24 protein-coding genes and 1 pseudogene are annotated in these 23,239 nt (G+C 67.4%); 9 read left to right on the top strand and 16 right to left on the bottom strand.

The genetic code is table 11. The features are described 5' to 3' along the window. Nucleotides 1–245 precede the first annotated feature (245 nt). The 6 genes from ACGFZN_RS31305 to ACGFZN_RS31280 all read right to left on the bottom strand — a co-directional run bounded on the left by ACGFZN_RS31305 (nucleotide 246) and on the right by ACGFZN_RS31280 (nucleotide 4,822). Complete coding sequence (locus tag ACGFZN_RS31305; protein ID WP_393861813.1) at nucleotides 246–1,133, bottom strand: SDR family oxidoreductase; 888 nt, start codon at nucleotides 1,131–1,133, stop codon at nucleotides 246–248. Between the two features lie 53 nt (nucleotides 1,134–1,186). Next, on the bottom strand, nucleotides 1,187–1,570 hold the full coding sequence (locus ACGFZN_RS31300; protein ID WP_393861812.1) for an MmcQ/YjbR family DNA-binding protein: 384 nt from the start codon (nucleotides 1,568–1,570) through the stop codon (nucleotides 1,187–1,189). A gap of 131 nt (nucleotides 1,571–1,701) precedes the next feature. Then, nucleotides 1,702–2,619, bottom strand: coding sequence for an NADP-dependent oxidoreductase (locus ACGFZN_RS31295; RefSeq protein WP_393861811.1), 918 nt, complete (start codon nucleotides 2,617–2,619; stop codon nucleotides 1,702–1,704). A gap of 44 nt (nucleotides 2,620–2,663) precedes the next feature. Further along, the gene (locus ACGFZN_RS31290) at nucleotides 2,664–3,311 is read right to left on the bottom strand and encodes a nitroreductase family protein (protein WP_393861810.1); all 648 of its coding nucleotides are present in this window, start codon (nucleotides 3,309–3,311) and stop codon (nucleotides 2,664–2,666) included. A gap of 56 nt (nucleotides 3,312–3,367) precedes the next feature. Then, nucleotides 3,368–4,162: an isocitrate lyase/phosphoenolpyruvate mutase family protein gene (locus tag ACGFZN_RS31285; protein ID WP_393861809.1), complete on the bottom strand. Its 795-nt coding sequence runs from the start codon at nucleotides 4,160–4,162 to the stop codon at nucleotides 3,368–3,370. Nucleotides 4,163–4,273: 111 nt separating this feature from the next. Next, nucleotides 4,274–4,822: a carboxymuconolactone decarboxylase family protein gene (locus tag ACGFZN_RS31280; RefSeq protein WP_393861808.1), complete on the bottom strand. Its 549-nt coding sequence runs from the start codon at nucleotides 4,820–4,822 to the stop codon at nucleotides 4,274–4,276. 186 nt (nucleotides 4,823–5,008) lie between these two features. On the opposite strand from ACGFZN_RS31280, the gene ACGFZN_RS31275 reads away from it, so the two are divergent. Beyond that, complete coding sequence (locus tag ACGFZN_RS31275; protein ID WP_393861807.1) at nucleotides 5,009–5,668, top strand: TetR/AcrR family transcriptional regulator; 660 nt, start codon at nucleotides 5,009–5,011, stop codon at nucleotides 5,666–5,668. Between the two features lie 180 nt (nucleotides 5,669–5,848). Continuing rightward, nucleotides 5,849–7,729: a Na+/H+ antiporter NhaA gene (gene nhaA, locus ACGFZN_RS31270; RefSeq protein WP_393861806.1), complete on the top strand. Its 1,881-nt coding sequence runs from the start codon at nucleotides 5,849–5,851 to the stop codon at nucleotides 7,727–7,729. Between the two features lie 23 nt (nucleotides 7,730–7,752). Here nhaA and ACGFZN_RS31265 read toward each other — a convergent pair whose 3' ends face one another. Further along, nucleotides 7,753–8,613, bottom strand: a complete 861-nt coding sequence (locus tag ACGFZN_RS31265; protein ID WP_393861805.1) for a DUF427 domain-containing protein — start codon at nucleotides 8,611–8,613, stop codon at nucleotides 7,753–7,755. A gap of 201 nt (nucleotides 8,614–8,814) precedes the next feature. Beyond that, nucleotides 8,815–9,684: an alpha/beta fold hydrolase gene (locus tag ACGFZN_RS31260; protein ID WP_393861804.1), complete on the bottom strand. Its 870-nt coding sequence runs from the start codon at nucleotides 9,682–9,684 to the stop codon at nucleotides 8,815–8,817. Between the two features lie 792 nt (nucleotides 9,685–10,476). Between ACGFZN_RS31260 and ACGFZN_RS31255 the strand changes: the two genes are divergently transcribed. Next, nucleotides 10,477–12,237, top strand: a complete 1,761-nt coding sequence (locus ACGFZN_RS31255) for an MOSC domain-containing protein (protein WP_393861803.1) — start codon at nucleotides 10,477–10,479, stop codon at nucleotides 12,235–12,237. Nucleotides 12,238–12,267: 30 nt separating this feature from the next. Here ACGFZN_RS31255 and ACGFZN_RS31250 read toward each other — a convergent pair whose 3' ends face one another. The 3 genes from ACGFZN_RS31250 to ACGFZN_RS31240 form a co-directional block, all read right to left on the bottom strand. Continuing rightward, nucleotides 12,268–13,023: a TMEM175 family protein gene (locus ACGFZN_RS31250; protein WP_393861802.1), complete on the bottom strand. Its 756-nt coding sequence runs from the start codon at nucleotides 13,021–13,023 to the stop codon at nucleotides 12,268–12,270. A 289-nt stretch (nucleotides 13,024–13,312) separates the two neighbouring features. Beyond that, on the bottom strand, nucleotides 13,313–13,744 hold the full coding sequence (locus ACGFZN_RS31245) for a VOC family protein (RefSeq protein WP_393861801.1): 432 nt from the start codon (nucleotides 13,742–13,744) through the stop codon (nucleotides 13,313–13,315). Nucleotides 13,745–14,265: 521 nt separating this feature from the next. Then, on the bottom strand, nucleotides 14,266–14,544 hold the full coding sequence (locus ACGFZN_RS31240) for a hypothetical protein (protein ID WP_393861800.1): 279 nt from the start codon (nucleotides 14,542–14,544) through the stop codon (nucleotides 14,266–14,268). A gap of 148 nt (nucleotides 14,545–14,692) precedes the next feature. Between ACGFZN_RS31240 and ACGFZN_RS31235 the strand changes: the two genes are divergently transcribed. The 3 genes from ACGFZN_RS31235 to ACGFZN_RS31225 all read left to right on the top strand — a co-directional run bounded on the left by ACGFZN_RS31235 (nucleotide 14,693) and on the right by ACGFZN_RS31225 (nucleotide 16,654). Next, entirely contained in the window at nucleotides 14,693–15,601 is a 909-nt protein-coding gene (locus ACGFZN_RS31235) for a Ku protein (protein WP_393861799.1), read from the top strand. A gap of 90 nt (nucleotides 15,602–15,691) precedes the next feature. After that, entirely contained in the window at nucleotides 15,692–15,928 is a 237-nt protein-coding gene (locus ACGFZN_RS31230; RefSeq protein WP_393861798.1) for a hypothetical protein, read from the top strand. A gap of 24 nt (nucleotides 15,929–15,952) precedes the next feature. After that, complete coding sequence (locus ACGFZN_RS31225; protein ID WP_393861932.1) at nucleotides 15,953–16,654, top strand: 2-phosphosulfolactate phosphatase; 702 nt, start codon at nucleotides 15,953–15,955, stop codon at nucleotides 16,652–16,654. 149 nt (nucleotides 16,655–16,803) lie between these two features. Here the strand turns inward: ACGFZN_RS31225 and ACGFZN_RS31220 are convergent. Further along, a pseudogene (locus tag ACGFZN_RS31220) lies at nucleotides 16,804–17,245 on the bottom strand (hypothetical protein). A gap of 71 nt (nucleotides 17,246–17,316) precedes the next feature. Further along, the gene (locus tag ACGFZN_RS31215; RefSeq protein WP_393861797.1) at nucleotides 17,317–17,742 is read right to left on the bottom strand and encodes an HIT family protein; all 426 of its coding nucleotides are present in this window, start codon (nucleotides 17,740–17,742) and stop codon (nucleotides 17,317–17,319) included. A 282-nt stretch (nucleotides 17,743–18,024) separates the two neighbouring features. Here ACGFZN_RS31215 and ACGFZN_RS31210 point away from each other — a divergent pair, with 282 nt between their 5' ends. Then, nucleotides 18,025–19,122, top strand: coding sequence for a hypothetical protein (locus ACGFZN_RS31210; protein WP_393861931.1), 1,098 nt, complete (start codon nucleotides 18,025–18,027; stop codon nucleotides 19,120–19,122). Here ACGFZN_RS31210 and ACGFZN_RS31205 read toward each other — a convergent pair. Together ACGFZN_RS31205 and ACGFZN_RS31200 are read right to left on the bottom strand one after the other, a co-directional pair. Then, the gene (locus ACGFZN_RS31205; protein ID WP_393861796.1) at nucleotides 19,119–19,826 is read right to left on the bottom strand and encodes a hypothetical protein; all 708 of its coding nucleotides are present in this window, start codon (nucleotides 19,824–19,826) and stop codon (nucleotides 19,119–19,121) included. The two genes, ACGFZN_RS31210 and ACGFZN_RS31205, sit on opposite strands and share 4 nt — an antisense overlap. A 60-nt stretch (nucleotides 19,827–19,886) precedes the next feature. Next, nucleotides 19,887–20,087 carry a hypothetical protein gene (locus ACGFZN_RS31200; protein ID WP_393861795.1) on the bottom strand — a complete coding sequence of 67 codons (201 nt, stop codon included), beginning with the start codon at nucleotides 20,085–20,087 and terminating at the stop codon, nucleotides 19,887–19,889. Between the two features lie 655 nt (nucleotides 20,088–20,742). On the opposite strand from ACGFZN_RS31200, the gene ACGFZN_RS31195 reads away from it, so the two are divergent. Further along, nucleotides 20,743–20,919: a hypothetical protein gene (locus tag ACGFZN_RS31195; RefSeq protein WP_393861794.1), complete on the top strand. Its 177-nt coding sequence runs from the start codon at nucleotides 20,743–20,745 to the stop codon at nucleotides 20,917–20,919. 9 nt (nucleotides 20,920–20,928) lie between these two features. Here the strand turns inward: ACGFZN_RS31195 and ACGFZN_RS31190 are convergent, their stop codons facing one another. Then, nucleotides 20,929–21,261 (bottom strand): helix-turn-helix domain-containing protein, encoded by a 333-nt coding sequence (locus ACGFZN_RS31190; RefSeq protein WP_393861930.1) that lies wholly within the window; start codon nucleotides 21,259–21,261, stop codon nucleotides 20,929–20,931. A 452-nt stretch (nucleotides 21,262–21,713) separates the two neighbouring features. On the opposite strand from ACGFZN_RS31190, the gene ACGFZN_RS31185 reads away from it, so the two are divergent. Then, nucleotides 21,714–22,964 carry a hypothetical protein gene (locus ACGFZN_RS31185; protein ID WP_393861941.1) on the top strand — a complete coding sequence of 417 codons (1,251 nt, stop codon included), beginning with the start codon at nucleotides 21,714–21,716 and terminating at the stop codon, nucleotides 22,962–22,964. Nucleotides 22,965–23,239 lie beyond the last annotated feature (275 nt).

Genomic DNA, 23,239 nt, shown 5'->3' with positions numbered 1-23,239 from the left:
CAAGCCGAGACCGGCCCGCGGCCGCGCTCCAGCCCTCACCCCAGACGAGAAGGGCCTCGCCTGGCCGTCGGAAGACGGGCACGAGGTGCTGGCGGTTCTGGCCGCACCTTCGTGGTTCGGGCCCAAGGGCCGGTCAGTGTTCTGCACGATCTCGACCTGGGAGCCGAGGGTGTCGGCGAAACACACCGCCTCAACGCCGCGCTCGCCGGTGATGCTGGCCGGCTCGCGGCGGCATCCCGAGGAGTTCAGCCCAGGGCGGGATAGTCGCCGGCGGCGAGGTCGTCGATCAGGCTGGGGTGGGTGGGCTGCCAGCCGAACCGTTCCTGGGTCAGTGCACTCGACGATGGCATGTCGAGGGCGAACACGCGGCCGATGACGCCGAAGCGCTCAGGCGGCACTGACTCGACCGGCACCGCGAGAACGCCGCCGATGGCCTCGGCCAGCGTCTTCATGGTGTCGCCCTCGTCGGCTACCGCGTGCAGGACCGTGCCCGGCGCGGCGTCCTCGAATGCGGTGCGGAACAGCCGGGCGGCGTCAAGCCGGTTGACCGCCGGCCATCGCTGTGTGCCGTCGCCGACGTACGCTGACACGCCGGTTTTCTGCGCGGCGGCGATGAGGACGGAGCAGAAGCCGTACTGCGACCCGCGCTGGTGCACGGAGCGCGGCAGCCGCACGACCGAGGAGCGGATGCCCTGGTCGGCCAGGTCCAGCACCATCTGGGAAGTGCGGCCGCGGCCGCCGACCGGACCGTCGGTGGTGTCGGGGTCGTCCTCGGTGGAGGTGTGCCCTGGCATCATCGGCGTGAGGCCGGCGTGCACGAACGGCTTTCCGCTGCCTGAGAGTGCATCGGCGAGGGTCTGCACAGCGCGCGCTTCCTCGTCGATGCCTGCTTCCAGGTTGTTCCAGTCGTTGCTGAAGGCGAGGTTGATGACGCCGTCGGCCTGTGTGGCGCCGGTGCGGAGGCTGTCGAGGTCGCTGAGGTCGCCGCGGAGCGGCGTCCCGCCGGCGGCGGTGACGGCCGTCGCCGCGGCATCGGAGCGGACGAGGCCGAGGACCTCGTGGCCGGCGGCGATGAGCTCGGGAACGACAACTGAGCCGATGCTGCCGCTGGCGCCGGTGACGAACACGCGCATGGGGGCTCCGGATGAGGGCTGCGACGCTGCGTCGCAGGGTGGGCATGGGAGGGTCAGGCGTGGCGGTTGTGGGTGTCTGGATCCACGGGTTGCTTGGACTTGGGAAGCCCGCCGACGACGAGACGGTAGGAGTCGGTCACGAGCTCCTTCACCAGCTTGTCGTCGATGGTGTCTCCGCCTTCCATTGTGATCCAGTGTCTTTTGTTCATGTGGTAGCCGGGCGTGATGTCTGCGTACTTCTGACGCAGGGCTGTGGCGTCGTCCGGGGCGGCTTTGAGGATCACGACGGGGCGTCCCGGCATGTCGGTCATGAGCATGAAGACCTTGCCGCCCACCTTGTGGAGCTCCCAGTCGGGGTCGAAACGATGCTCCTGGTCGGTGCCGGGAAGTTCCGCGGTGTGGTCGCGCGCGATCTTCTGCAGTTCCTGTCCGTCCAAGGTGATCAACTCCTGGGTGGGTTCGAGGGCCTGGCGTGTGCCGTTTCGGGCCCTTGGCGCCGGTCGGTGGCCGGCACTGGACGGCCACCGACCGACGGGCAGGTCATGGTCCTGCTCTCCGGCACGGCCGTCTACGGCAGGACTCGGATGATCGTCTTGCCGCGGCGTCGCGTGGTCGGGTTGAGGGCGCCGATGGCGTCGTCGAGGCTGGCGATGTCACCGATGTTGGGCCGCAGCCGTCCGTCGCGCACCCGCTGGACGATCTCACCCAGTTGGGCGCGGTCGGTTTCGACGACGAAGTCGACGGCCAGGCCGTCGGCGGGCCGTGCTTCGACCGGGCCGACGACGGACACCAGGGTTCCTCCGGCCTTGATCAGGGCGGCGGACTGCTTTTGCACGTCGCCGCCGATGACATCGAAGACCAGATCGACACTCCCGACGTCTTTGAGCGTGTCGTTCTCGAGGTCGACGAACTCGTGCGCGCCGAAGTCGAGTGCCTTCTCGCGGTCGGCTGCGCGTCCGGTGCCGATGACGTAGGCGCCGGCTTCCCGTGCGAGCTGGGTGACCATCGTGCCGACTGCCCCGGCTGCGCCGTGGGCGAGGACGGTCTGGCCGGTCTGGAGGCGGCCGTGCTGGAACAGCCCCTGCCACGCGGTCAGGCCTGAGATGGGCAGGGACGCGCCTACGGTGAAGTCGACGTCGCCGGGCAGGGGTGCGAGGTTGCGTGCTTCGATCGCCACGTACTGGGCGAGGGTGCCGTCGCGGTGCCAGTCGGCGAGGCCGAACACCCGCTGCCCGACCGAGAGCCCCGTCGTGCCGTAGCCGAGGGCGGTGACCACTCCGGCCAGCTCGTGGCCGGGGATCGATGGTGTCTTGTCACGGCCGGCGCGATCGGTCCAGGTCGACGGCCACTCCATCTCTGTGGGGACGAAGCCCGATGCATGGATCTGCACGATGACGTCGTTGATCGCTGCGAGTGGCTCGGGCCGTTCCGTCAGCTTCATCCCGGCCATTCCCGCGGCCTGGTCGGTGACCACAATGGCTTTCATCGAAATGCCTCTTCCTCGTATGAATGGTGGGTTTCCGGTGTGTCTTAGACGAAGGTGAACAGCTGGTCGGTGTCGAAACGGGAGATCGGGGTGGTGTACACCCTCTCCGGGTCGGGGTAGCCGAGGGCCAGCAGCACCGTCGTGGTGTGTCCGCTCTCGCGGATCTTGAAGGCCTTGTCGACACTGGTCGGGTCGAACCCCTCCAGCGGCGTGGCCTCGACACCGAGCTCGGCGGCCGCCATCATGGTCAGACCCATCGCCAGGTAGGTCTGCTTCTCCATCCAGTGGCCGAGGTCCTTGTAGCCGTAGGTGCGCAGGCTGAGGAAGTCCCGGGTCATGGATTCCCACAGCTCCTGCTTCGCCGGGTCGGGGAACCGGCCGTCGGCCCTCTCCTTCGCGAACACCGCCTCCAGGTGGGTGTCGGGCAGATCGGCCCGGGTGGTGAGGATGATGGTGTGCGAGGCATTCAGGATCTTCTCGGCGTTGTCCCGGAATCGTTCGCCCAGGTTGTTGGCCAGCCGCTCCTTGCCTTCGGGCGTGGCGAGAACGTAGAAGTGGTTCGGCTGGACGTTCACCGATGACGGCGTGGAGCGCAGGAACTTCAGCAGTTGCTGAAGGGTTTCCTCCGGAATGGTCTTGCTGGGGTCGAAGTACCTGGTCAGGTGCTTGTTCATGAGCTGGTCGAGGTTCATGTCGATCTGCCTTCTTCTTGTGATGAGCGGGTGAGAAGCGGTGGTTCGGGTTCGGGCTAGTTCGCGCCGCGGGCGAGCAGGTCGTTGATGCGCTCGAAGCTGATTCCTGTCGTCGCGGTGGTGAGGTCGCCGGCGACGAGAGCCTTGGTGGCCTGCTGCAGTGCCCCCATCGCGTGCGTGTAGAGCGCTGGACCCAAGCTGATGCGCTTGACGCCGGCCTGCTGCAGCTCAGCGACGGTCAGCACCTTGTCCGCCGGCGAGATGAGGACGTTGACCGGCGTCGGCGCAACGGCCGTGACGATCGCGACGAGTGCGTCGAGGTCGGGTGGGTAGGGGGCGTAGAGCACGTCCGCGCCGGCCTCGGCGAAGGCCGTCAGACGCCGGATGGTGTCGTCGAGATCGGGCCGGCCCTGGAGGAAGTTGTCGGTGCGGCCGGTGACGACGATGCGCCCCTTGGCCGCCTCGACGGCGGCGCGTATGCGGTTGACTGCCTCGTCGAAGCCGCGGATCGGTTGATCGGGATCGCCTGAGGTGTCTTCGATCCCGATACCGGCCAGGCCGGCCTCGACGGCGGCTTCCACGGTCGCCGCGACGTCTTCGGGCGTGTCGCCGTAGCCGTCCTCGAAGTCTCCGTTGACGGGCAGCCCGGTGAGCCGGCCGAGCAGCCGTGCATGCGCGAGGTGCTCGTCGCGGGTGACTTCGTGACGCCCGTCGGCCCGGCCGAGTGTGGCGGCGAGTGCCGCCGACGACGTGGCGATCGCCTCGAAACCGGCATCGGCCAGCAGCAGCGCCGAGAGGCCGTCCCAGGCGTTCGGCATGACGAGGCCGCCGTCGCGGGTGTGCAGTGCCATGAACGTCTCATAGAGTTCGGAGCTCGGCATGGCGAACCTTCCCGAATGGTCGTTGTGGTGCGGTGAGAGATGTGACGGCCGTGAGCGCGGCCTCGACGGGGGTTGCAGCGATCAGCCGGACGTGCCGGCCGCGCTCACGGCGGGGATGTCGACGTCGGTCTGGTTGACGTTGTTGATGAAGTTGGTCAGCAGGACCTGCACCGCCACCGTGACGATCGCCAGGATCTGCGGGTCGGTGAACCCGGCGCCTCGTACGGCCGCGAGGTCGGCGTCGCTCACCCGACCGCGGCTCTCCACCACCTGCTGAGCGAAACGAGCGGCCGCCGCGCGCTTGGGATCGACCGAGCTCCCGGCCCGGGCCAGGTCGATGTCGTCGCTCGACATGCCGCCGAGCTTGGATGACACGTAGGTGTGCATCGCCAGGCAGTAGTCGCAGCCGTTGGCCTGCGAGACGGCGAGCGCGATGGTGTGCCGCGTCTTCGCGTCCAGAACCCGGCTCAAGCTGCCCTGCAGCGTCATGACGACGTCGAGCACGGTCGGGTTCGACGCCAGAGTGCCGAACATGTTCGGGACGAACCCGAACTGCGCGCCGATGGTGTCGAGGACGCCCTTCGCGCCGTCGGTGACGTCGTCGGGCGAGGGAACGCTCAGGCGTGACATTGCGGATCAACCTCCGGTGAGTGTGTGAACAGTCAGCGTCGAAGCCCAGGCCGGTTCTTACTGCTTCAGGGGTTCAGTCCCTGTTCGGAATGTGAACCCTGGCAATTCTGGGCTGCCCGGCCCATTTCTCAGAGTGAACACCCTCGGTTCTGGGCTGTCAAGCCCAATCCGGGGTATCCTTGAGGCATGACCACCACTACGGCAGCTCCGGCGCCTCACAAGCTCACGTCAAAGGGGCAGGCCACGCGGGCCCGCATCCTTGAGCACGCCGCGGAACTGATCTACACAAACGGAGTCCACGCGACGAACAACGAGCAGCTCCGTCGCGCCGCCGGCGTCAGCGGATCGCAGCTGAACCACTACTTCCCGAGCAAGGAGAGTCTCGTTCTGGCCGTGATCGCCTGGCAGGCCGAACGCGTCCTGACCTTCCACCGCGATGAGCGATTCGCCGGCTTCGAAACTCTCGACGCGCTCCGGGCGTGGGCGGACTTCTACATCGGCTATGAGCGCGCCTACCAGGAGGGCTGCACCCTCGGCTCCCTGGCGAGCGAGATCATCAAGACGGACCTCGACGTGCACGACGAGCTCGCCAGTGCGTTCGATCAGTGGAGGGGGATCTTCCGCGAGGGAATCGAGCGCATGCAGCAACTCGGCCGCATCAGCGCCGAGGCAGATCCCACGCAACTGGCAAATCTGCTCCTTGCCGCCTTCCAGGGCGGCATGCTCCTCGCCCAGGTCGCGCGGGACATCGCTCCGCTGAAAGACGCGTTGCATGCGGCCATCGACCACCTGCAGACCTTCGCCACGTCTCCCGACGCCGGCGTACGCCAAGCTCGAGGCGCATGACGTACGGCGCATGCGGGGTCGTGTGCTCCAGGCCTGGACCCCGCCGACGCGGCCCCCGTGAACCTGGCCGATGCCGCTGCCATGCCCGCGAGCCCGTCAGCCTGTCAAACGACCCACGGCCGACGCACCGGCGTTCCGTCCGCACGCTGGTCAGCCAGGCCTCGAACGAGAATCTGACCCATGTCCCCTGAAGCAGAGGCCTACACCGGCCAGACGCTGTGCGGCAGCGGATCGCGTTCCCCGCTGCGTGCCTTCCTGCGCACCGAGACCGGCGGTGCCGCCGTCCTGGTCGCCGCCGCGCTCGCCGCGCTCCTCTGGGCGAACGCGGCGCCCTCGGCCTACACGTCGTTCTGGCACACCCGCCTGTCTGTCCGCTTCGGCACCTACGGGGTCTCGCTCGGCCTGCGGGAGTGGGTCAACAGCGGCCTGATGACGTTCTTCTTCTTCGTCGTCGGTCTGGAGGCACGCCGGGAGTTCGACATGGGGGAACTGCGCGAGCGCAAGCGGCTCACGCTGCCGCTCGTCGCAGGGCTCAGCGGCATGATCGTGCCCATCGCCCTGTACCTCGCCGTCAACGCCGGCCACGGCAGCGAGCAGGGCTGGGGTGCGGCGATGTCCACCGACACCGCGTTCGCCCTGGGTGTGCTGGCCGTCGCGGGCCGCGGCATGCCGCCCGGACTGCGGGTCTTCATTCTCCTGCTGAGCGTGGTCGACGACTTCCTCTCCCTCGGCGTCATCGCCTTCGCCTACAGCGACCGCATCGCCGTGCCCGCACTCGCCGTGGCCATCGCAACCTTCGCGCTCGTCCTGCTCAGCCTGAGACTCGGCGTACGCCACGGCAGCGTGTACGCGCTGCTGGGCGTCGTCGCCTGGGTCGCCCTGCTCGAGTCGGGTGTGGACCCGGTCGTGACCGGTCTCGCCCTGGGGCTGCTCACCTATGCCTACCCTGCCTCGCGCGCCGACCTGGAACACGCCAGCGGCCTGTTCCGGCTGTTCCGCGAGCAGCCCACCCCGGAACTGGAACGGTCCGTCCGCGCCGGCATCGCCTCGGCGATCTCCCCCAACGACCGCCTGCAACGCATCTACCACCCCTGGACCAGCTACACGGTGGTCCCGCTGTTCGCCCTCGCCAACACCGGCATCGAAATCAGCGGCGGCCAACTGGCACGAGCCTTCACCTCGCCCGTCACCCTGGGCATCCTCATCGCCTACGTCCTGGGCAAGCCGCTGGGCATCGTCGGAGCCTGCGCGCTCACCACGCTCGCCTCCCGCGGGCGGCTGCGCCTCCCGGTCGGCTGGGGCGCTGCAACCGCCGGCGGAGCGCTGTGCGGGGTCGGGTTCACCGTTTCCCTGCTCATCGCGACCCTCGCTTTCCAAGGTGCACGCCTCGACGAGGCCAAGCTCGGCATCCTCGCCACACTCGTCTGCTCCTTCCTGACCGCCCGGCTCGTCACCGCGGCGATCGGACTCCTGCCGCCTGCGCTGCGGCTCAGGGCCCTGCTCGGGAAGGCGGAGACGATCGTCGACCTGGCCGTGCCCGTCGACCCCGACCACGATCACATCCGAGGACCACACCACGCCGCTGTCACCGTCGTGGAGTACGGCGACTACGAATGCCCCTACTGCGGGCAGGCCGAGCCCGTCGTCCGTGAACTCCTCGCCGACTTCGGAGACCTGCGTTACGTATGGCGCCACCTCCCCCTCACCGACGTGCACATCCACGCCCAACTCGCCGCCGAAGCCTCCGAAGCAGCAGCGCGCCAGGGCCGCTTCTGGGACATGCACGACCTGCTGCTCAGCCATCAACAAGCCCTCCGCATCGAAGACCTGCACGCCCACGCTGCCGCCATCGGCCTGGACACCGAGCGCTTCGCACGCGACATGCGCGCCCACACCGGCGCAGCCCGCATCGCCGAGCACGTCGAGTCGGCCGACCTCAGCAGCGTGGCCGGCACCCCCACCTTCTTCATCAACGGCCGCAGACACCACGGCGCCTACGACCTCACCAGCCTCACCGCCGCCGTCCGCGCAGCCCGCGAACGCGCCGCCGTCGCCACGTGACGGAACCAAGGCGCTCGTCGCGGTCAGTGAGGTTTGACCTCGTCGACGTCCAGACCGCGGTCGACACCGTGCGAGATGACGTTCTGGCCGGGTTCGGGATGCAGACGCTCGCCGTCCAGATAGACCTCGACCTTGTCCGCCTCGAATGACACCAGATTGTTGATCCGGTCGGCCTCTTGGTAGGCGTTGCGGTAGGACCAGGCGGCGCGGCGTGCTTCCCCGATGTCGTAGTAGTCGCACAGGCCCTTATAGGGGCAGAAGGTCTGGCCTTCGACCGGATCCAGTCGGGTCTCATCGATGTCGGCGCGGGGGACGTACCAGCGCGGGGCGAAACCGGACTCGAACAGCACGACGGGGTGCTCGGAGCGGGCGATCACGTGGTCGTCGAGCCGGACTTCCAGCCTGCGGGAGGTGTTGCGGATGTCGATGCGGTGATACGGGTCCGCAGCGTGTCCCAGGATGCGTTCGTCCTCCTCGTAGAAGGCGTCCATGGCCCGCCAGGCGAAGGCGATGCGGCCCTGGAGGTCGACGGCATGCTCGGGCAGCGCAGTGAACTCCCAGGCGGCGCGTTCGGTGGTGCGGTCGCCGGCATGCACCGCGTACCAGGCGGTGTCGCCCAGGTCCTTGTGGTGGGTGACTTTGCCGCTCGGGACCAGGGCCTGAGCGTCGATGTCCTCGCTGGGGAAGTAGGCGACGGGGTAGCGGCCCGGCTCGTGGAGAAGGATCACGTTCTCGCTGTCGGCGATGAAGGTGTCGTTGAACTTCACACGCATACGGCGGCGTAGTCGCTCGGCGTACAAGAGGCGCTCGGGCAGGGATTCCGGGGTGAGGAAGTGTCCGATGGCTCCGGTGGAGAGGGGGCCTTGCTGCCAGGACAGTCCCATGGTGGCTTCCTTCCAGGTGCGGGGGAGGGGCGACCGCGTTCGGGGTGGTGGGTGGTTTCTGCCGATGGTCAGGTCGTGCACGAGCTGCGGGAGGTACTCGCCTCGGGCCGACGGAAGCAGGTCCAAACGGCTTTGCCTTCGCCGGGCTGGAGCGGGAGGGGAGAGGGTCCGCAACCGCCGCAGGTGCTCCGAGCCTCCGCGTCAGGCGATGACGCGGGCGAGGAAGGCGCGGATGTGGGTGGTGATGGTCTCGAGGTGGCTTTCGAGGGCGAAGTGCCCAGACTCGAGCAGGTGGATCTCGGCATCGGGCAGATCCTGGCGGAATGCTCCCGCGCCCGCTGGGCCGAAGATCTCGTCGCCTGCTCCCCAGACAGCGAGCAGCGGGACCTGGGAGTCGCGGAAGTACTGGTGAACCTGCGGGTAGAGGTCCACGTTGCTGGGGTAGTCACGGAAGAGCTGGAGTTGGATCTCGTCGTTTCCTGGACGGTCCAGCAACGCCTGGTCGTGGACCCAGTTGTCGGGGCTGACGAGGCTGGGGTCGGCCACGCCGTTGACGTACTGCCAACGTGTGATCTCTGGGGTCAGGGCGGCGCGCATCGGGGCTTCGGTGTCCGGGTTCGGGGTCTTGGCATAGGCGAAGACGCCGTCCCAGAAAGGCTTGACGAAGCCCTCTTCATAGGCGTTGCCGTTCTGGGTGATGATCGCGGTGATGCGGTCGGGGTCCTGGAGGGCTAGCCGCCAGCCGATGGGGGCGCCGTAATCCTGCACATACATGGCGAACCGGTCGATGCCTAGCTGTTGGAGCAGGCCTGAGGTGACCTTGGTCAGGGCGTCGAAGGTGTAGGCGAACTCCTGCAGGGTTGGCATAGCCGACTGGCCGAACCCGACGTGGTCGGGGGCGATGACGTGGTACTGGTCGGCGAGGGCCGGGACCAGGTGGCGGAACATGTGCGAGCTGGTCGGGAAGCCGTGCAGGAGGAGCACAGCGGGTGCCTTGGGGTCGCCTGCTTCTCGGTAGAAGACCCGGAGCCCGTCGACGGTAGCGGTGCGGTGGTGGACTGCGGAAGCCATCCTTCTAACCTCCCTTTCGGTTTTCATTGGTTACAGCTTCAGTCGAACACAACTCGGCTAACCTTTCAAGTTATTGTTAGGGGTTAGGTGCGGATGGGGTCTGCCGCGCCCCAGTCTCAAACATGGGTCTGTTTCAAGCCTGCGTCCCTGCACAGTCCTCAGCGAGCTCGCCATCGCCTCTCGTGGCGCCAGGGTCTGCCTGTCTCGTGGCTGCTCACCGGGGTGCGGCGGCTCTGCGTGCTGCGGTAGCCGCCCGACCCGGGGCGCATGGATCTAGGTCTGGTAGCAGCGCGATCAGTACTCTGGCAGACGGGGGGCTAGGGCCAGTGAGCCCGTGCGGTGTGCGGACGGGGTGCGGCGCACCACCAGACCCAGCATGCAGAACCGCTTGTCCGGAGCGGGCGTGCTCGGCCCCCGTGCGGACAGCGGCGAGGGCCTGCTGGCGGGGCAGGAATGCAAGGCGCCGCAACCAACGCACCCGCAACGCCACTGCCGAGTAGCCTCTCCGGCGGTCGTCTGCGAGGGTGATCAGACGGATTATCCCCCACTGGGCTCGTAGTCCATTCAGGCACCGGACGCTCACAGGGCGAAGATCCGTCGACGACGTCCGCGACACGGATAATCCGCCAGGTGGAGCATCCGTGACCCCTCTGGTCGAAAATTCTCCGCGGACACCACGGCTTAGACGGGAGAGCCGCCAGCGGCATCAGCACAAGAACTACGATCGACCTAGCGCAACAGATCACAGCGCATTGAGGGACTGCCCGGCGAGCCACCCGCAGGAGGTCTGCAATGGCGAGGCTGCTGTCCGTTAATGTCGGAATGCCCATGGACGTCTTCTGGCGGGGAAGGACCGTCCACACCGGAGCATGGAAATCTCCCGTCGCGGGCCGTCGCATGGTGCGGCGGCTGAACGTCGAAGGAGACGGCCAAGGCGACCTCGCCGGGCACGGCGGCGAGATTCGAGCCGTTCTGGTCTACCAACTGCAGTCCTACCAGTACTGGCAAAAGCAGCTCGGTCGCGACGACCTGACCTTCGGGATCTTCGGGGAGAACTTCACCGTCGACGGCCTGCCCGACGACGAAGTATGCATCGGCGACCGGTACCGCATCGGCGAAGCCGAATTCGAGGTCACCCAGCCACGCGTCACCTGCTACCGCGTCGGCATGCGCCTGAGCGAACCCACCATGGCCGCACTCCTGGTTGCCCACCACCGCCCCGGCTTCTACCTCCGCGTGATCACCGAGGGACTTGTCCAGGCCGGCGACGAGATCACGCTCACCCGCAGAGGCCCCGAACAACTCAGCGTCGCCGACACCGACGCCTTGCTCTACCTCCCCGACCGCGACCCCGAAAAGCTACGCAAAGCACTCGACATTCCCGCCCTTAGCCCCGGATGGCAGCAGTCCTTCCGCGAGCTCGCCACTGCCCAACAACCCCAACAGGAACCGGGATGGCCAGGCGAACGCGCCAGCACCCGGCAGCCCAGAGAAGAACCCGGATGGCAGGGCTTCAAGGCTATGCGCGTTGCCCGCATCGTTCCGGAGACCCCCACCGTCTCCTCGATCTACCTCGAATCCACGGACGATACACCCCTGCCCCCGGCCCGCCCGGGCCAGTACCTCTCGCTCCGCCTCGCCGTCGGCGGCGCCCCACCCGCAGTGCGCAGCTACTCCCTGTCAGCCGTGCCAACCGCCGGCACCTACCGCATCAGCGTCAAACACGAGCCCCATGGACAAGTGAGCAGTTACATCCACGCCAGACTTCACCCCGGTGCCCTCGTGGACATCGCCAGCCCCCGCGGAACATTCGTACTCGAAAAAAGCACCCGCCCCGTCGTCCTCATCTCCGCGGGGATCGGCGCCACCCCCGTGCTGGCCATGCTCCACCAACTCGCCGCCACACGAGACCCGCGCCCGGTCTGGTGGATCCACACTGCCCACGACCGCGCCCACCACGCGTTCGCGGAGGAGTCCCACGCCCTACTGGCGCACCTCCCTCACGCTCACGAGTACGTCTACTACACCGCCGAAGCCCCACCTCCCGACGAGGGCCACATCATCCAGGGCCGCCCGACCTCCCAGACGCTCGCGGCCACGCATATCCCAACCGACGCCGAGGCCTACCTCTGCGGACCGACCGCCTTCATGAACGACCTCGGCGACTTCCTGCGCCATCACGGCCTCCGCACCGAGCGGATTCACACCGAACAGTTCAGCGCCCTGCCCGCCATCAATCCCGGCGTGGCCCCTGCCGCGGTCCTCCGGCCACACCAACCGCCCGGCCCCCCTGGCACCGGCCCACTCATCACCTTCGCCCGCAGCGGCGTCACCACGCCATGGTCATCCGCCCACGCATCCCTCCTCGACCTCGCCGAATCATGCGATGTCCCGACCCGCTGGTCCTGCCGCACCGGCGTCTGCCACACCTGCATCACCCACCTCGTGGCAGGCGACGTCACCTACACCACCCCACCGCTCGAATTTCCCGAGCCCGGCACCGTCCTTGTGTGCTGCAGTACACCGGACACCGACGTCGTCCTCGATCTCTAATCACCTGGCACCAGTCGATATCACACGGCTCTAACGCGCAGGAGGGAACCGACCTTGCACGTCGCCGACGTGGGCGTACGGGGATTCGACGCAGCCGGCTGAGACCTCGGCGCTCACGCTCCATCCATCGCGCCGACGCCTCACCTCGCCGATCTCGCCCGCGATGGGAAGCCAGTAATAGAGGATGAAGGCAGAGATCACGGCCACACCGAGGACGGGCAGCAGGGCACCGAGCAGGGTCCCCATGCCAAGCCAGACAAGGGCGAGCTGGAAGCGCCGGCTGACGGCCGTCACACCGGCCGCATCGATGGTGGACGCGAGCAGTCGACGTTCATGACGGGCATGCCACCAGATGACGTTGAACAAAACGGCCGCGAATTCGAACGCAAGGCCGTGCAGGACGACGGCGGTGCGCTGCCCACGTCCGTCGCGGAACGCCTCGGCCAGCACAGAGGCGGCGAAGGGCAGGAACGCGATATCCATCAGTAGCACGGTGTTGAGGAACAGCATCAACCGGTCGGCGCTGCGGATGTGGTCGAACATGACGTGATGGTTGGCCCACACCTGCCCGATCAGCATGAATGTGACGGCGTAGGCGAGGTAGGACGGCCAGAGCATGACGAGGCCGTGCAGCAGCTGGCGAGTGTCATGCGGCGGGCGGATCTCCAGCACGAGCAACGTAATCGCGATGGCGATCACGGCATCGCTGAACGCCATCACCCGGGCAGGGTCGCGCTCCTCGCCGAACGGCGTTGGCTCTCCTGGTTCCTGAACAGGCTCTGTCATCGCCCTAGCCTCCGGGACTGGTTTGCGAGCACCCGTGCGGCCCTTGTTCAGCAGACGGAAGCACAGCCCAAGCCTCGGCATCACAACAGTCCAGGTCCGGACACTACATACATGGTCGGAAGCGGGCTGTGCGGCAGGTTCATGCGTCGGTCGAGAGCTGGTCCCTTCCTTCACGGCCGGACACCAGGTCGCTCCTGCGCTTCTGCCTCCTGGCGGGAGGTGTGGCGAACGGAGCCGACGTTTGGCGAGGCCCCCGCCATACCAAGAAGTCAGTGGCCAAGGCATTCTCTTATGACCGGCGAAAGCCGCGCTCCTGCAGTGTCCACACGTTACCGTCAGGGTCGGTGAAATCGGCGAAACTCGCGTAGTCCCGGCGCTCCTGGTCGACACCGGTCTCGAAGCCGCCCTGCCATGCGTCCAAAGGTGTCTTGTGCCGGATCTCCCCAACGCCGACACCACGCTGCGCCAGCTCTGCCCGCGCCGCTTTAAGGTCGGAGACCACCAGGTACAGGCCCCGCAGTGAGCCGGGCTCGGCATCGGTCAGGCCGACTCCGATCTGCACCGAACACGCGGAGCCAGGCGGTGTCATCTGCACGACCCGGAAGCTGGGACTGGGGCCGTAGTCCACGTCCAGGTTGAATCCCAGACGCTCGGTGTAGAACGCCAAAGAGCGGTCTACGTCGCTCACGGGCAGGATGACGACCTCGAGCGTGCACTCCATTCGATCAGTCTGGTGTACGGCGGCACACCCCGCCACCTCTGGACACAGGAGCGTGCTGTCAGAGCCGAGGAAGCACAAAAGCACCTGGCCTTCCGTTCCGTGCTTCCGATTCGAGGACCGAATGCGTCGTTCGCAGGCCCTGCCCTGTGAGTGATCTTCGCGGAGCTTTTCCGCCGCTCAGGCGGGCGTCGATGCCTCCCTCGCGCTGTGCGACCATCATGGCCATGTCGTCGTTGAGCAGGCCGCCCGCGTACTCCCGGACGTCGGCAGCGATCTCCCGCAGGAGCAGCTGGGCGGCGGCCAGGAGCGGCCGGTGCCGCCCGGCGACCCGGCAGCAGGCGCTCGATGGTCTGCGTCGGCAGGTGCCTGCGTGGTTCACTGCCGCCCGGATGCAGCCCTGGACCTGCTGGACTGAAGTTCCCTGGCCACGGCGGCTGCGGCTGGAAGCTGAAGGAAGCCTCATCCCGAGCGGCGGTGCGCCCACCCCTTGGTCCAGAGGCGGGCGCGGTCACGGGTGTGGCTCAGCTGGCCTTCTGCCGTTCACGCAGTTCGTGGATGTTGCCGGCGGTGAGGGTGCCGTCCTGCTGCTCGTAGTGGGACAGAGCCAGGCCGAGGCCGAAGAAGGTAGGTGCCCATTCGCCGACGAAGATGCCCCATCGGTCGGCCCGGTCCAGGCCCACTCCGGGTTCGGCTTTGAGGCTGCCGAACCAGGCGGCGATGCTGAAGCCGATGGAGGCCATGCCGGCGAGGTAGGCGTGCTCGCTGCGGATGCCCATTTCGTGCATCGTCTTGATGATCATTCGATGGGTCTCCGTTCTGTGTGGGGGGTGGTGAGCGAGTCCCCTACCGGCATGCCGTTATGCACCTATTTGCTCCGTTCTGTCTGGCGCGTGTCGTCAGTGCCGCTCATAGTCTGGTGATGCTCGGGGCTACTACGGAGGTCTACCGATGCCCCGAACGATCTGGAGCGGTGCCATCTCGTTTGGCCTGGTCACAGTGCCGATCAACGTGGTCAGCGCGACCGAGGACCACTCGATCCGTTTCCACCAGTACCACCTTCAGGACATGGGCCGGGTGCGCTACCGCAAGGTGTGCGAGCTGGAGGACCGCGAGGTCGACCAGTCCGAGATCGGCAAGGGATATGAGCTGACCAAGACCCAGGTCATCCCGATCACGGATGAGGACTTGAGCGGCCTGCCGCTGCCGACGGCGAAGGCGATCGAGATCGACGCCTTCGTGCCGCTGGAGTCGATCGACCCGATCCGGATCGCCGAGGGCTACTACCTCCAGCCGGCCGGCCAGGTCGCGGCCAAGCCGTACAAGCTCCTCGTCCAGGCCCTCGGCCGCTCAGCCAAGGTGGCCGTGGCCAAGTACGCATGGTCGGGCCGGGAGCGCCTCGGCCTGCTCCGGGTCCGCGACGACGTCCTGGTCCTGCATGCCATGCGCTGGCCAGACGAGATCCGCGACCCCACCGAGCTGCTCCCGCCGCCTGTCGAAGTGTCCGAGGGCGAGATCGAGAGCGCGCTCGCCCTCATGGACACCATGACCGTGGACAAGTTGGAAGGCCCCGACTTCCAGGACCGCTACACCCAGGCCATCGCCCGGATCATCGAGGCCAAACGCGAGGAAAAGCCCCTCCCCGCAGCCCCGGAGCCCGAGCAGCCGGCCGCAGTGCTCGACTTGATGGCCGCGTTGCAGGAGTCGGTGTCCAAGGTGAAGGCCTCCCGCGGCGAGGAGGCCGGACCGGCCGAGGTGCACGAGCTGCCGAAGCCGAAGCAGAAGACGGCCGCGAAGAAGACCACGGCGAAGAAGACAGCCGCAAAGAAGACGACAAGCCGCCGGCCACGCACCGCATAGGGGAAGCCGCTCGCCAGGTGGCAGTCGGCCCGCAGACCGCTGCGGTCATCGCTGTCACCGCGGCGGTGACCGGGGGCCGGTCCATGCGGCGTGCGCCGTACTGCACGGCTTGTCCCGCTCGCGCCCTCCACCGTCAAGCTCCGCACCAAGGTCACCCGCGGCGCAGGCAGCCCCGCCGCCGCGCTGGCGATGGTGTTCGGGTTGGCCGAGCCCGTCCAGGCCCGTCCGTGCGCGATCACCGGCGCCCACCTGGTGCCGCTGGTCCGCGCGGGGGCCAGCTTCGAAAACGGCCGACTGGTCGAATGCACCGAGACGCAAGCGGCCTGAGTAGACTGCGCGAGCATGATCGGCATGGATGCTCGTTTCGTTGGTATCGCTGAGCTGGCCGAGGTTCCGTCCGTGGCGGTCGTGGTCGATGTCATGCGTGCTTTCACCGTGGCTGCCTGGGCCTTTGCCCGGGGGGCGAAAAAGATCGTTCTTTCCGAGTCGCTGGACGACGCTCTGGCGCTGAAGACCCGCCACCCGGACTGGGCGGCACTCAAAGACGGTCCGCCCGCGGCTGGGTTCGACATGGTCAACTCTCCAGGCATGCTGCGGGCAGCTGACCTTCGCGGACGGACCGTTGTGCAGAAGACCACCGCAGGAACGGTCGGCGCCCTTGCCGTCAAGGATGCACCGCTCGTGCTGTGCGCCAGCTTCGTGGTGGCGGAGGCAACCTCTCGGCTCTTGCGGACACGCGAGAGTGACAACGTCACGTTCGTGGTCACCGGCGAAGGCGGACAGGCCGATGAAGACTTGGCGTGCGCTGAATACATCGCTTGCAGGTCGACCGCCGCCCAGGCGGATGCTTCTGTGTTCCTGCACCGAGCTGCCGAGTCGCGCGCCGCCGCCGAGCTTGCGCAGGGGCTGCGTCAGGGAGTGCATCCTGACGACGTTGCACTCTGCCTTGAGCTCGACCGGTTTCCCTTTGCCATGGTGGCAGCCCTGGAAGACTCGCTCATGGTCCTGCGTCCGCACGCCGTACCTGCGCAGGTCGACGACGCCGCGCTCTGATCGGCGAAAGCCAAGATCCGGTCGGGCAGGCGGCGTCGGGCATGCCTCGATGGCGGTGCCCTGGCGGCGACAGGCGCCCCCCTGATCACGATCCACACCGCCGTGTCTTGTCGTGCGGTGGAGCTGACGCGCGCCGATGCAGGGAATGATCAACACACCTTCTCCCGGAGCCTCATGCGGCTAGCGCGTCGCCACTGTGGCTCAGGCGTTCGTGCGGTGTGGTGCGGGTGGCCGTGCGTTCGACGGTCTTCTTTCAGCTCCGTCTCCAGCAGGTGGTCACGGCCCTGAGCGAGTTCCTTCACGGCGCTCGCCTCCAGCTCGTGGAAGGGCCGGTAGTAGGTGGCGTTGTAGGCCCTCGATGATCTGGAACGTCCAGTGCCCGGGGATGACGTTGCGGCCCAGGATCTGGGTGCAGATCGTTTCGGCCCACTCGGGGTGGCCCGCTTTGTGCAGGAGTTCCACGGCACGGTCGAGTTGGAAGTCGGCGGTGCCGGTGAGCTGGTGGAAGTCGTACAGGCGGCCTCTGGCCCGCTCGGTGGTCTCCAGTGCCTTGGACAGCGCGCCGGGCGCCTCGACCGTGATGTCGCTCACCGGTTCTTGCCGCCCCGCACGTGAAGTCGAACAGTGACGGGGCTGGGCGCCGTCCGAAGTGCGGTTCTGGCTCAATTTCTGTGGTGTTGCTCTCCAGCGAGGTACTCGGCAAGCCTCGTGCCGGGGTCGCCTGCCAGTTGATGCTCGGATCGCCCTGCCGGCCACGTCGAGATCCCGTCGTCCGCCCACCGCGGAACGACATGGAAGTGAAGGTGCGGCACCGACTGTTCGGACGCCGGGCCGCTGGCGTTCAGGACATTCACGCCTGAGGCGTCCAGGGCAGCCCGCATAGCGCCGGACACACGCTGGACCAGCGTCATCGTCGCGGCGAGGACGTCACGTGGCGTGTCGAAGACATCCGCGTAGTGCTGGGTGGGAACAACCAGGGTATGGCCGGGCGCCAACGGATCCAGCGGCAGGAACGCGCAGGCCCCGGTTTCATACGCCACCCAGCGCGCAGCGCCTTCTTCGATGAGCCGGCAGAAAGTGCACTCCACGTGGCACGAGCTTGCCACAGGCGCGACGGCATTACTCTGCGCCCTTCCTCTCCCGGACCACCACGGTCCTCGCAACCCACTCCAACATCTGTCACAGGAGTTGAGCCAGAGCCCGAGAACGGGCAGCAGATGTTCACCACTTCGGGGGGCACCTGGCGCGTCGACGATTCGAACAGTGATGCTTCACGCCGTGGCCGTGTCCGGCCCCGCAGCGGATGAAACAAGTTGGCCGGTCCGTGGCGGAGCTGCGAAGATGCTCTCCGCTTCTTCGGCGGAGGATGTTTGTTCATTTTCGTATGTGCTGGGTGCGGCGCCAGGCTGACGGTTCCGCTGCCCCAGGTCGTGCTGCCGGCTCACGCCCATCAGAAGTACGGGAACGGGGTTCAGCTCCCGGTGCTCATGGAGTCGGGCACGTTTGCCGTGGACCCAAACCGCTTGGGGCCGCCATGGCGGAGACGGGATGAGACCGATCCGGAGGAGGCGGCGGCCCGCGACATCCACGCGCCGGGCTTCTCCTGGTCCGACGGCACCCCCGGCACGGTCGTCATCGCACCCGGAGACACCCGCGGCGCTGTGCTCATCCCGGAGAAGGCCGGCGGCTACTGCTGCGGCCTCGACTGGGGTGAGGGCCCGAACATGGCCTGTGAGGCGTGCGGCCTGCCCGTGGCGAGCCGGATCGACGACTGCTCACTCTGGCAAGCGGTCTGGCTTGCGCCGGATGCCGTGCGCCGCCTCCCCGTCGACAATGCCGCCCCCACAACGCTTTCCTGGGCGGAACTGTTGGTGGAGGGCAAGCGGACGCCCCCGTACGAGCCGATCAGCAGATGGGGTTCGCTGCTCGGGTCGGGCCACCGGTGGTCATGGAGCCCGCAGTGGGAGGCGGCCGCCGGCCGGGCGCTCGCCCATCTGCTGGCAGCCTCCAACGGTCAGCCGGTGACCGTCCCGCACGGGCTGACCGCGGAAGTGTTCCAGCGTGCCCTCGACGCCCTCCTGCCTGGGGGCCGGTCGGCGCGGCACGCTGTGCTGGCCGGACCAGGACTGTCCGGTCCTGACGCGGACGCCGACATACTGCTCGTGCCGATCCATCCGCAGACAGGGGAGGCCTGGAGGCCGGCCGGCCTGCCCGCATCGGCCTATCCGGTGCCGCTGCCGTTCGGGGTGTGGATGTGGCTGGCCTTCCCTGAGCCGCACCTGCGCCTCCCCGCGTCGGGCACCATGCCCGACGGCGTTCTCCGCGACGACCCGCCCGCGCCGCGCCCCCACCAACTGTTCCAGGTCGACCAGGGCATCTTCCAGCACACCCTGACCCAGCTGCCGGCCGCACGCAGCCCGCGGCTGCGCGAGATCCTCAGGCAACACATGCGCTCCGGCCTCTTCTAGCCGACTGGCAGAGGACGCCGGTACTCGCTCTCCGGAACTGCCCCGATCGAACAGTGCCGGACAGCGGTGCCTCCCGAGTTCGTGAACGCCTTGGTCGCGCTCGGGCACAGCACGGCGGCGAGAATGGCGCGGGTGGCGACGTCGACGGCGATGGTGAGTTCGGGCCGGGCCAGGCGCCCGTCGTCGAAGAGGGCGAGGATGTCCAGGCGGGTGGTGTCGACCTGGACCTGTTCACCGGGCCGCAGCGCTGTGGCGGGGGCGAAGGCCCGCCCGTCGACGTTAGCCGGCACCTGCCTCACGGGCCCGGTGGGCAGTCCACCGGGCCTGGCCAGAGCGGTGACCAGACGGTACAGCGTGGCTTGTGACGGTGCGGGCACCGTGCCGGGGCCGTGCCGGTCCTGAAGGATCTGGTTGATGAGGGGGAACAGGCCGTTGATGGTGCCGCGGGAGCGGCCGCGGCGGCGGCGCAGCGCTGCGCGGACGGCGGCGACGACCCGTTCGTCGGAACGCCCGGTGGGGCTGGAGACACGGGTGGTGCGGTGGTCGAGGAGCCCCCACAGGCCTTGTTTGCGGTAGGCCGCCAGGCGCATGCGCTGCACCGTGGTGCGCGACACCCGGCCGAAGTCCAGCGCGGTCAGCTCCTGGGCCTTGGCCTGCTCCCGCTCGGCCAGCGTGTGCCGCTGGGGGTCGTACTGTGGCCGCACCGTTCCTTCGCTGCAGGGCCCGCCCGGCACGCCGCATTCGACTTCCCTGACGTGCCGCTGCTACGCCAGCGCTTTCTCACGCGCCGCCGTGGGGGCGGTCTCGAACAGCCCCCGTTGCGGGGCCGTCCGCGGGACTTCGGCGCCGATGACGGTGAAGCCGGGGTCGGCGAACTGGTGCCCGGCGAGCACGGCCACACCACCGCCGTCCGGGCCGACCAAATGAATGCTCTGCCCGGAGAGGGCGACCACTTGCCACTTCACGCCACGGAACCGGACGCGAGCACCGACCTTCACAGCCGGCCGGGCATTGCGCCGCGCGGTCACCCGGCATCCCTCCCCTCGGGGTTGCTCCAGCCCTGCGGGCCGACGGGGACGCGTTCGTGCAGCGGCGTGTCCAGGCAGGCGGTCAGCTGGCCGTGCCACAGGGCGTGGAAGACGCAGGGGAGGACCTCGACCGGGTCGCCGACCGCTTCGGGTGCCCTCGATCAGCGGCCGCGGCCGTGTGAACGCCTGCCGTACCGGCGGGAAATGGGGCGGGAGCGGCGGATGGCGCCGCATGGGCTGGCGGGGCAGTTGCTGCTGCAGGGGTGGTTGGAGGAGCGGTGCGGTTGGCCGCCGGCTCGAAGATCGAGCCGCCCAAGCGCAAGGCCGACGTAGCGAAGAAGACCAGTTGGTCGCCCCCAACTTCCTTGCGACTACTTGATAGACGAACGGTAGGCATCGTTGTTGACCTGTCACGGCGAGGAGCCGGTCGACGAGATCTCGGTCCAGCTGGATCGGCTTCGAAGGCTGTGCTGGTGTGGTCCAAGCCGGCAGCCGTACGGCGTGGTCGTCGTACAGGCGTTGGAGGTGATGTTCCGCCCGGTCGAAGGCTTTCGGTGGCTGGTCCGGGCTGACCGTACCGACCATGCGGGGCGTGTCCGCCAACCTGGTGCACGCCGGTGTCCTGGCTGCGCCCGAGGGCCAGTCGGCTGCCGGGTACGTCACCGGTGTCCAGCGCCTGCTGGCTCCCAACTACGACTCCCGCGCCGTGCGGCGGCTGATGTACGAGCCGGCCGATGAACGCGAAGACCTGGTCGGCCGGCTGCACTGATCCTGCCGGTCAGGCCGCCTCAGCCTCCGGATACTCCCCGAGGGCCACGCCTTGGGGTGCGTAGCCCTTCTGGAAGCGTCGGCCGATCACGGTCTCGACCCGCGCCAGCGTCCGCCGCTGATCCGGCCAGCCGTGTCGGCCGTTCCTTGGCCAACTCCTCTCCAGCACGAACAACTGGGCCTCAGTCAGCCGGGGAAGCGAGGCCGGACCAGCCGACCGCAGAGCTCCCAGACCGCCCCTGTCCCAGGCTCGTCGCCATCGCTGGACCAAGCGGACACTGACCCGTAACTCCTTCGCGATCGCCAAACTTGGCTCGCCCACGGCGAACCGCTCGGCGACCATCATCCGGAATCCCTCGTGGAACTGGCGGCGTTCAGCGGCCACGACAACCCGAGTTCAAACTCAGTAGACGCTAGCCCCTGTCCATTTGCTGGCGAACATCCATGGCTTCTCGGGATGCGCAGTACCTCCAACTGAAAGGAACGTAAGAAGTGGGTGATAGGGGAGCGGCCGTTCGGCAATGCCTTGGAGGGCGGCTCCTTCCGAAGAAGTCGGCAAAAAACGGTGGTTACCCTGGGGGCCGTTTGAGCTGACACCTTCAAAACCGATGGCACTCCGACTCGTGACCGTACAAGGTAAGAGTCCTTGACATTTGACGATCACTGGCGGGTTCTATTCACTGCCGCTCAGCCGCCCCCCCGCAACTGTCGTCGGAGGTCCTTGAGTTGATAGCTAGAGGTGGCCAGAGCCGTCGCTTCCGCCTTTGCGTTGCCGTGGGAGCAGCCACGTCCGTCATGGCTCTGATTCTGACAAGTGCGCCATCGGCGAGTGCGAAGGGCGGAACCCAGGCCACCGCAACGAGTCCAGCACTGCTTGCCCAGGCGAAACGGCTCAAGCCTCTCAACGCGATTGCGAACGCAGTGGGCGCCCAAGGCAGGGCCGCCTACGCGGACACGTACAGCAACATGTACGTGGACGAAGCCCACGGTCGCGTCATCGTATACGTCACCGACGTAAGCCGCGCACAGCGAATGTTGGCCGCCGCCAAACACGCCCACCGTGACATCGACTTGGGACGCGTGCGGGTGGTCAAGGCCAAGTACACGAAGAAGGCGCTGGATGCGACTATCGCGCAGGTCATGACCGCATCGAAGGTCAAGAGGGCCGCCGACCTGACGGTCTACAGTGCGGCCGCAGCCCCAGATGGTTCCGGTGTCCAAGTGACGGCAAAAACGAGCGCCATCCCTGAATTGAGGGCATCACTGGTCCCGCACGTCCACGCCATGGCTGCCCGCTCTGTCGCTCCCAGCGTTCCCATCACGATCACGCCAGGAACGCCGGTCAAGGCTGCAACGTGGCGCTGGAACGACAACTATCCCTGGATCGGCGGCGACGTCATCCTCGGGCCATCTTGGAAGTCTGGCTATCTTGCCCAATGTACGACGGGCATATCCGCCGAACTCAACGGTGATGACGTATTGATCACCGCTGGCCACTGCTTCCCTCAAAATGCACACACCTACGGTGAAGGGGATGCCGTCGGAACGTGGGGCTACAACTACGGCAACTACTTCGCCGATGTCATCGCAACGAGCGACCAATGGGACGCTGAAGTAGTGGATACCGGAATGCTGAGCGGCAGCGGCACCAACTCCGACGAAGCCGACCAGCCTCAGGGCAAGTGGTATCCAGTGGACTCCGATGCCTACTCGTACAACGGGCAGTCGGTGTGCCAGGACGGTGCCCGCTCGTACTACGACGGTCACGGCGTTCCCTGTGGCATCAAGGTGGTCAACGAGGACATCACCTACAACACGACATGGGAGGACGGTTCTGTACACACGACCCGCGGAGTCAAAGGACAGTCCTCCGGCTGGGCCGTGGAGCAAGGTGACTCGGGCGGTCTTGTCTTCAGCGTCGAGAACTCGACCTACCGGCAGGCTCGCGGCGAGGTTTCGGCCATGGACAACAACTCAACGCTGTACTGGACGGAAGCACCTGACATCCTCAGCTACTTCCGTCTGCAGCTAAATCCGCACCAGTAGAAGAAGAGCGTGCGCGGGGTGCCCGAGTGCAACCTCGGGTGCTCCGCGCACGTCTAACCGAGGCCCGCAGCCAGGAAGGGACATGCCATGAAGAAACCCCCCCTGCTCTTCGTTCCCGTGCTCGCGCTGGCCTCAGCTGCCTTGGGTGGCTGTGGCACGCAGAACGCAACGGTAGGAGAGGCTCCGACTACCTCGGCACCACAGCACGAGCAACACCGGGTCTACGCTTGTGGAACCGGCATCGAACCTCCTGCGTCAGCTGGCACGTCAGGCCC

The sequence above is a fragment of the Streptomyces sp. NPDC048192 genome (genome assembly GCF_043202415.1).
Lineage (GTDB): Bacteria > Actinomycetota > Actinomycetes > Streptomycetales > Streptomycetaceae > Streptomyces.
This window is presented reverse-complemented; position numbering and strand designations above follow the sequence as displayed.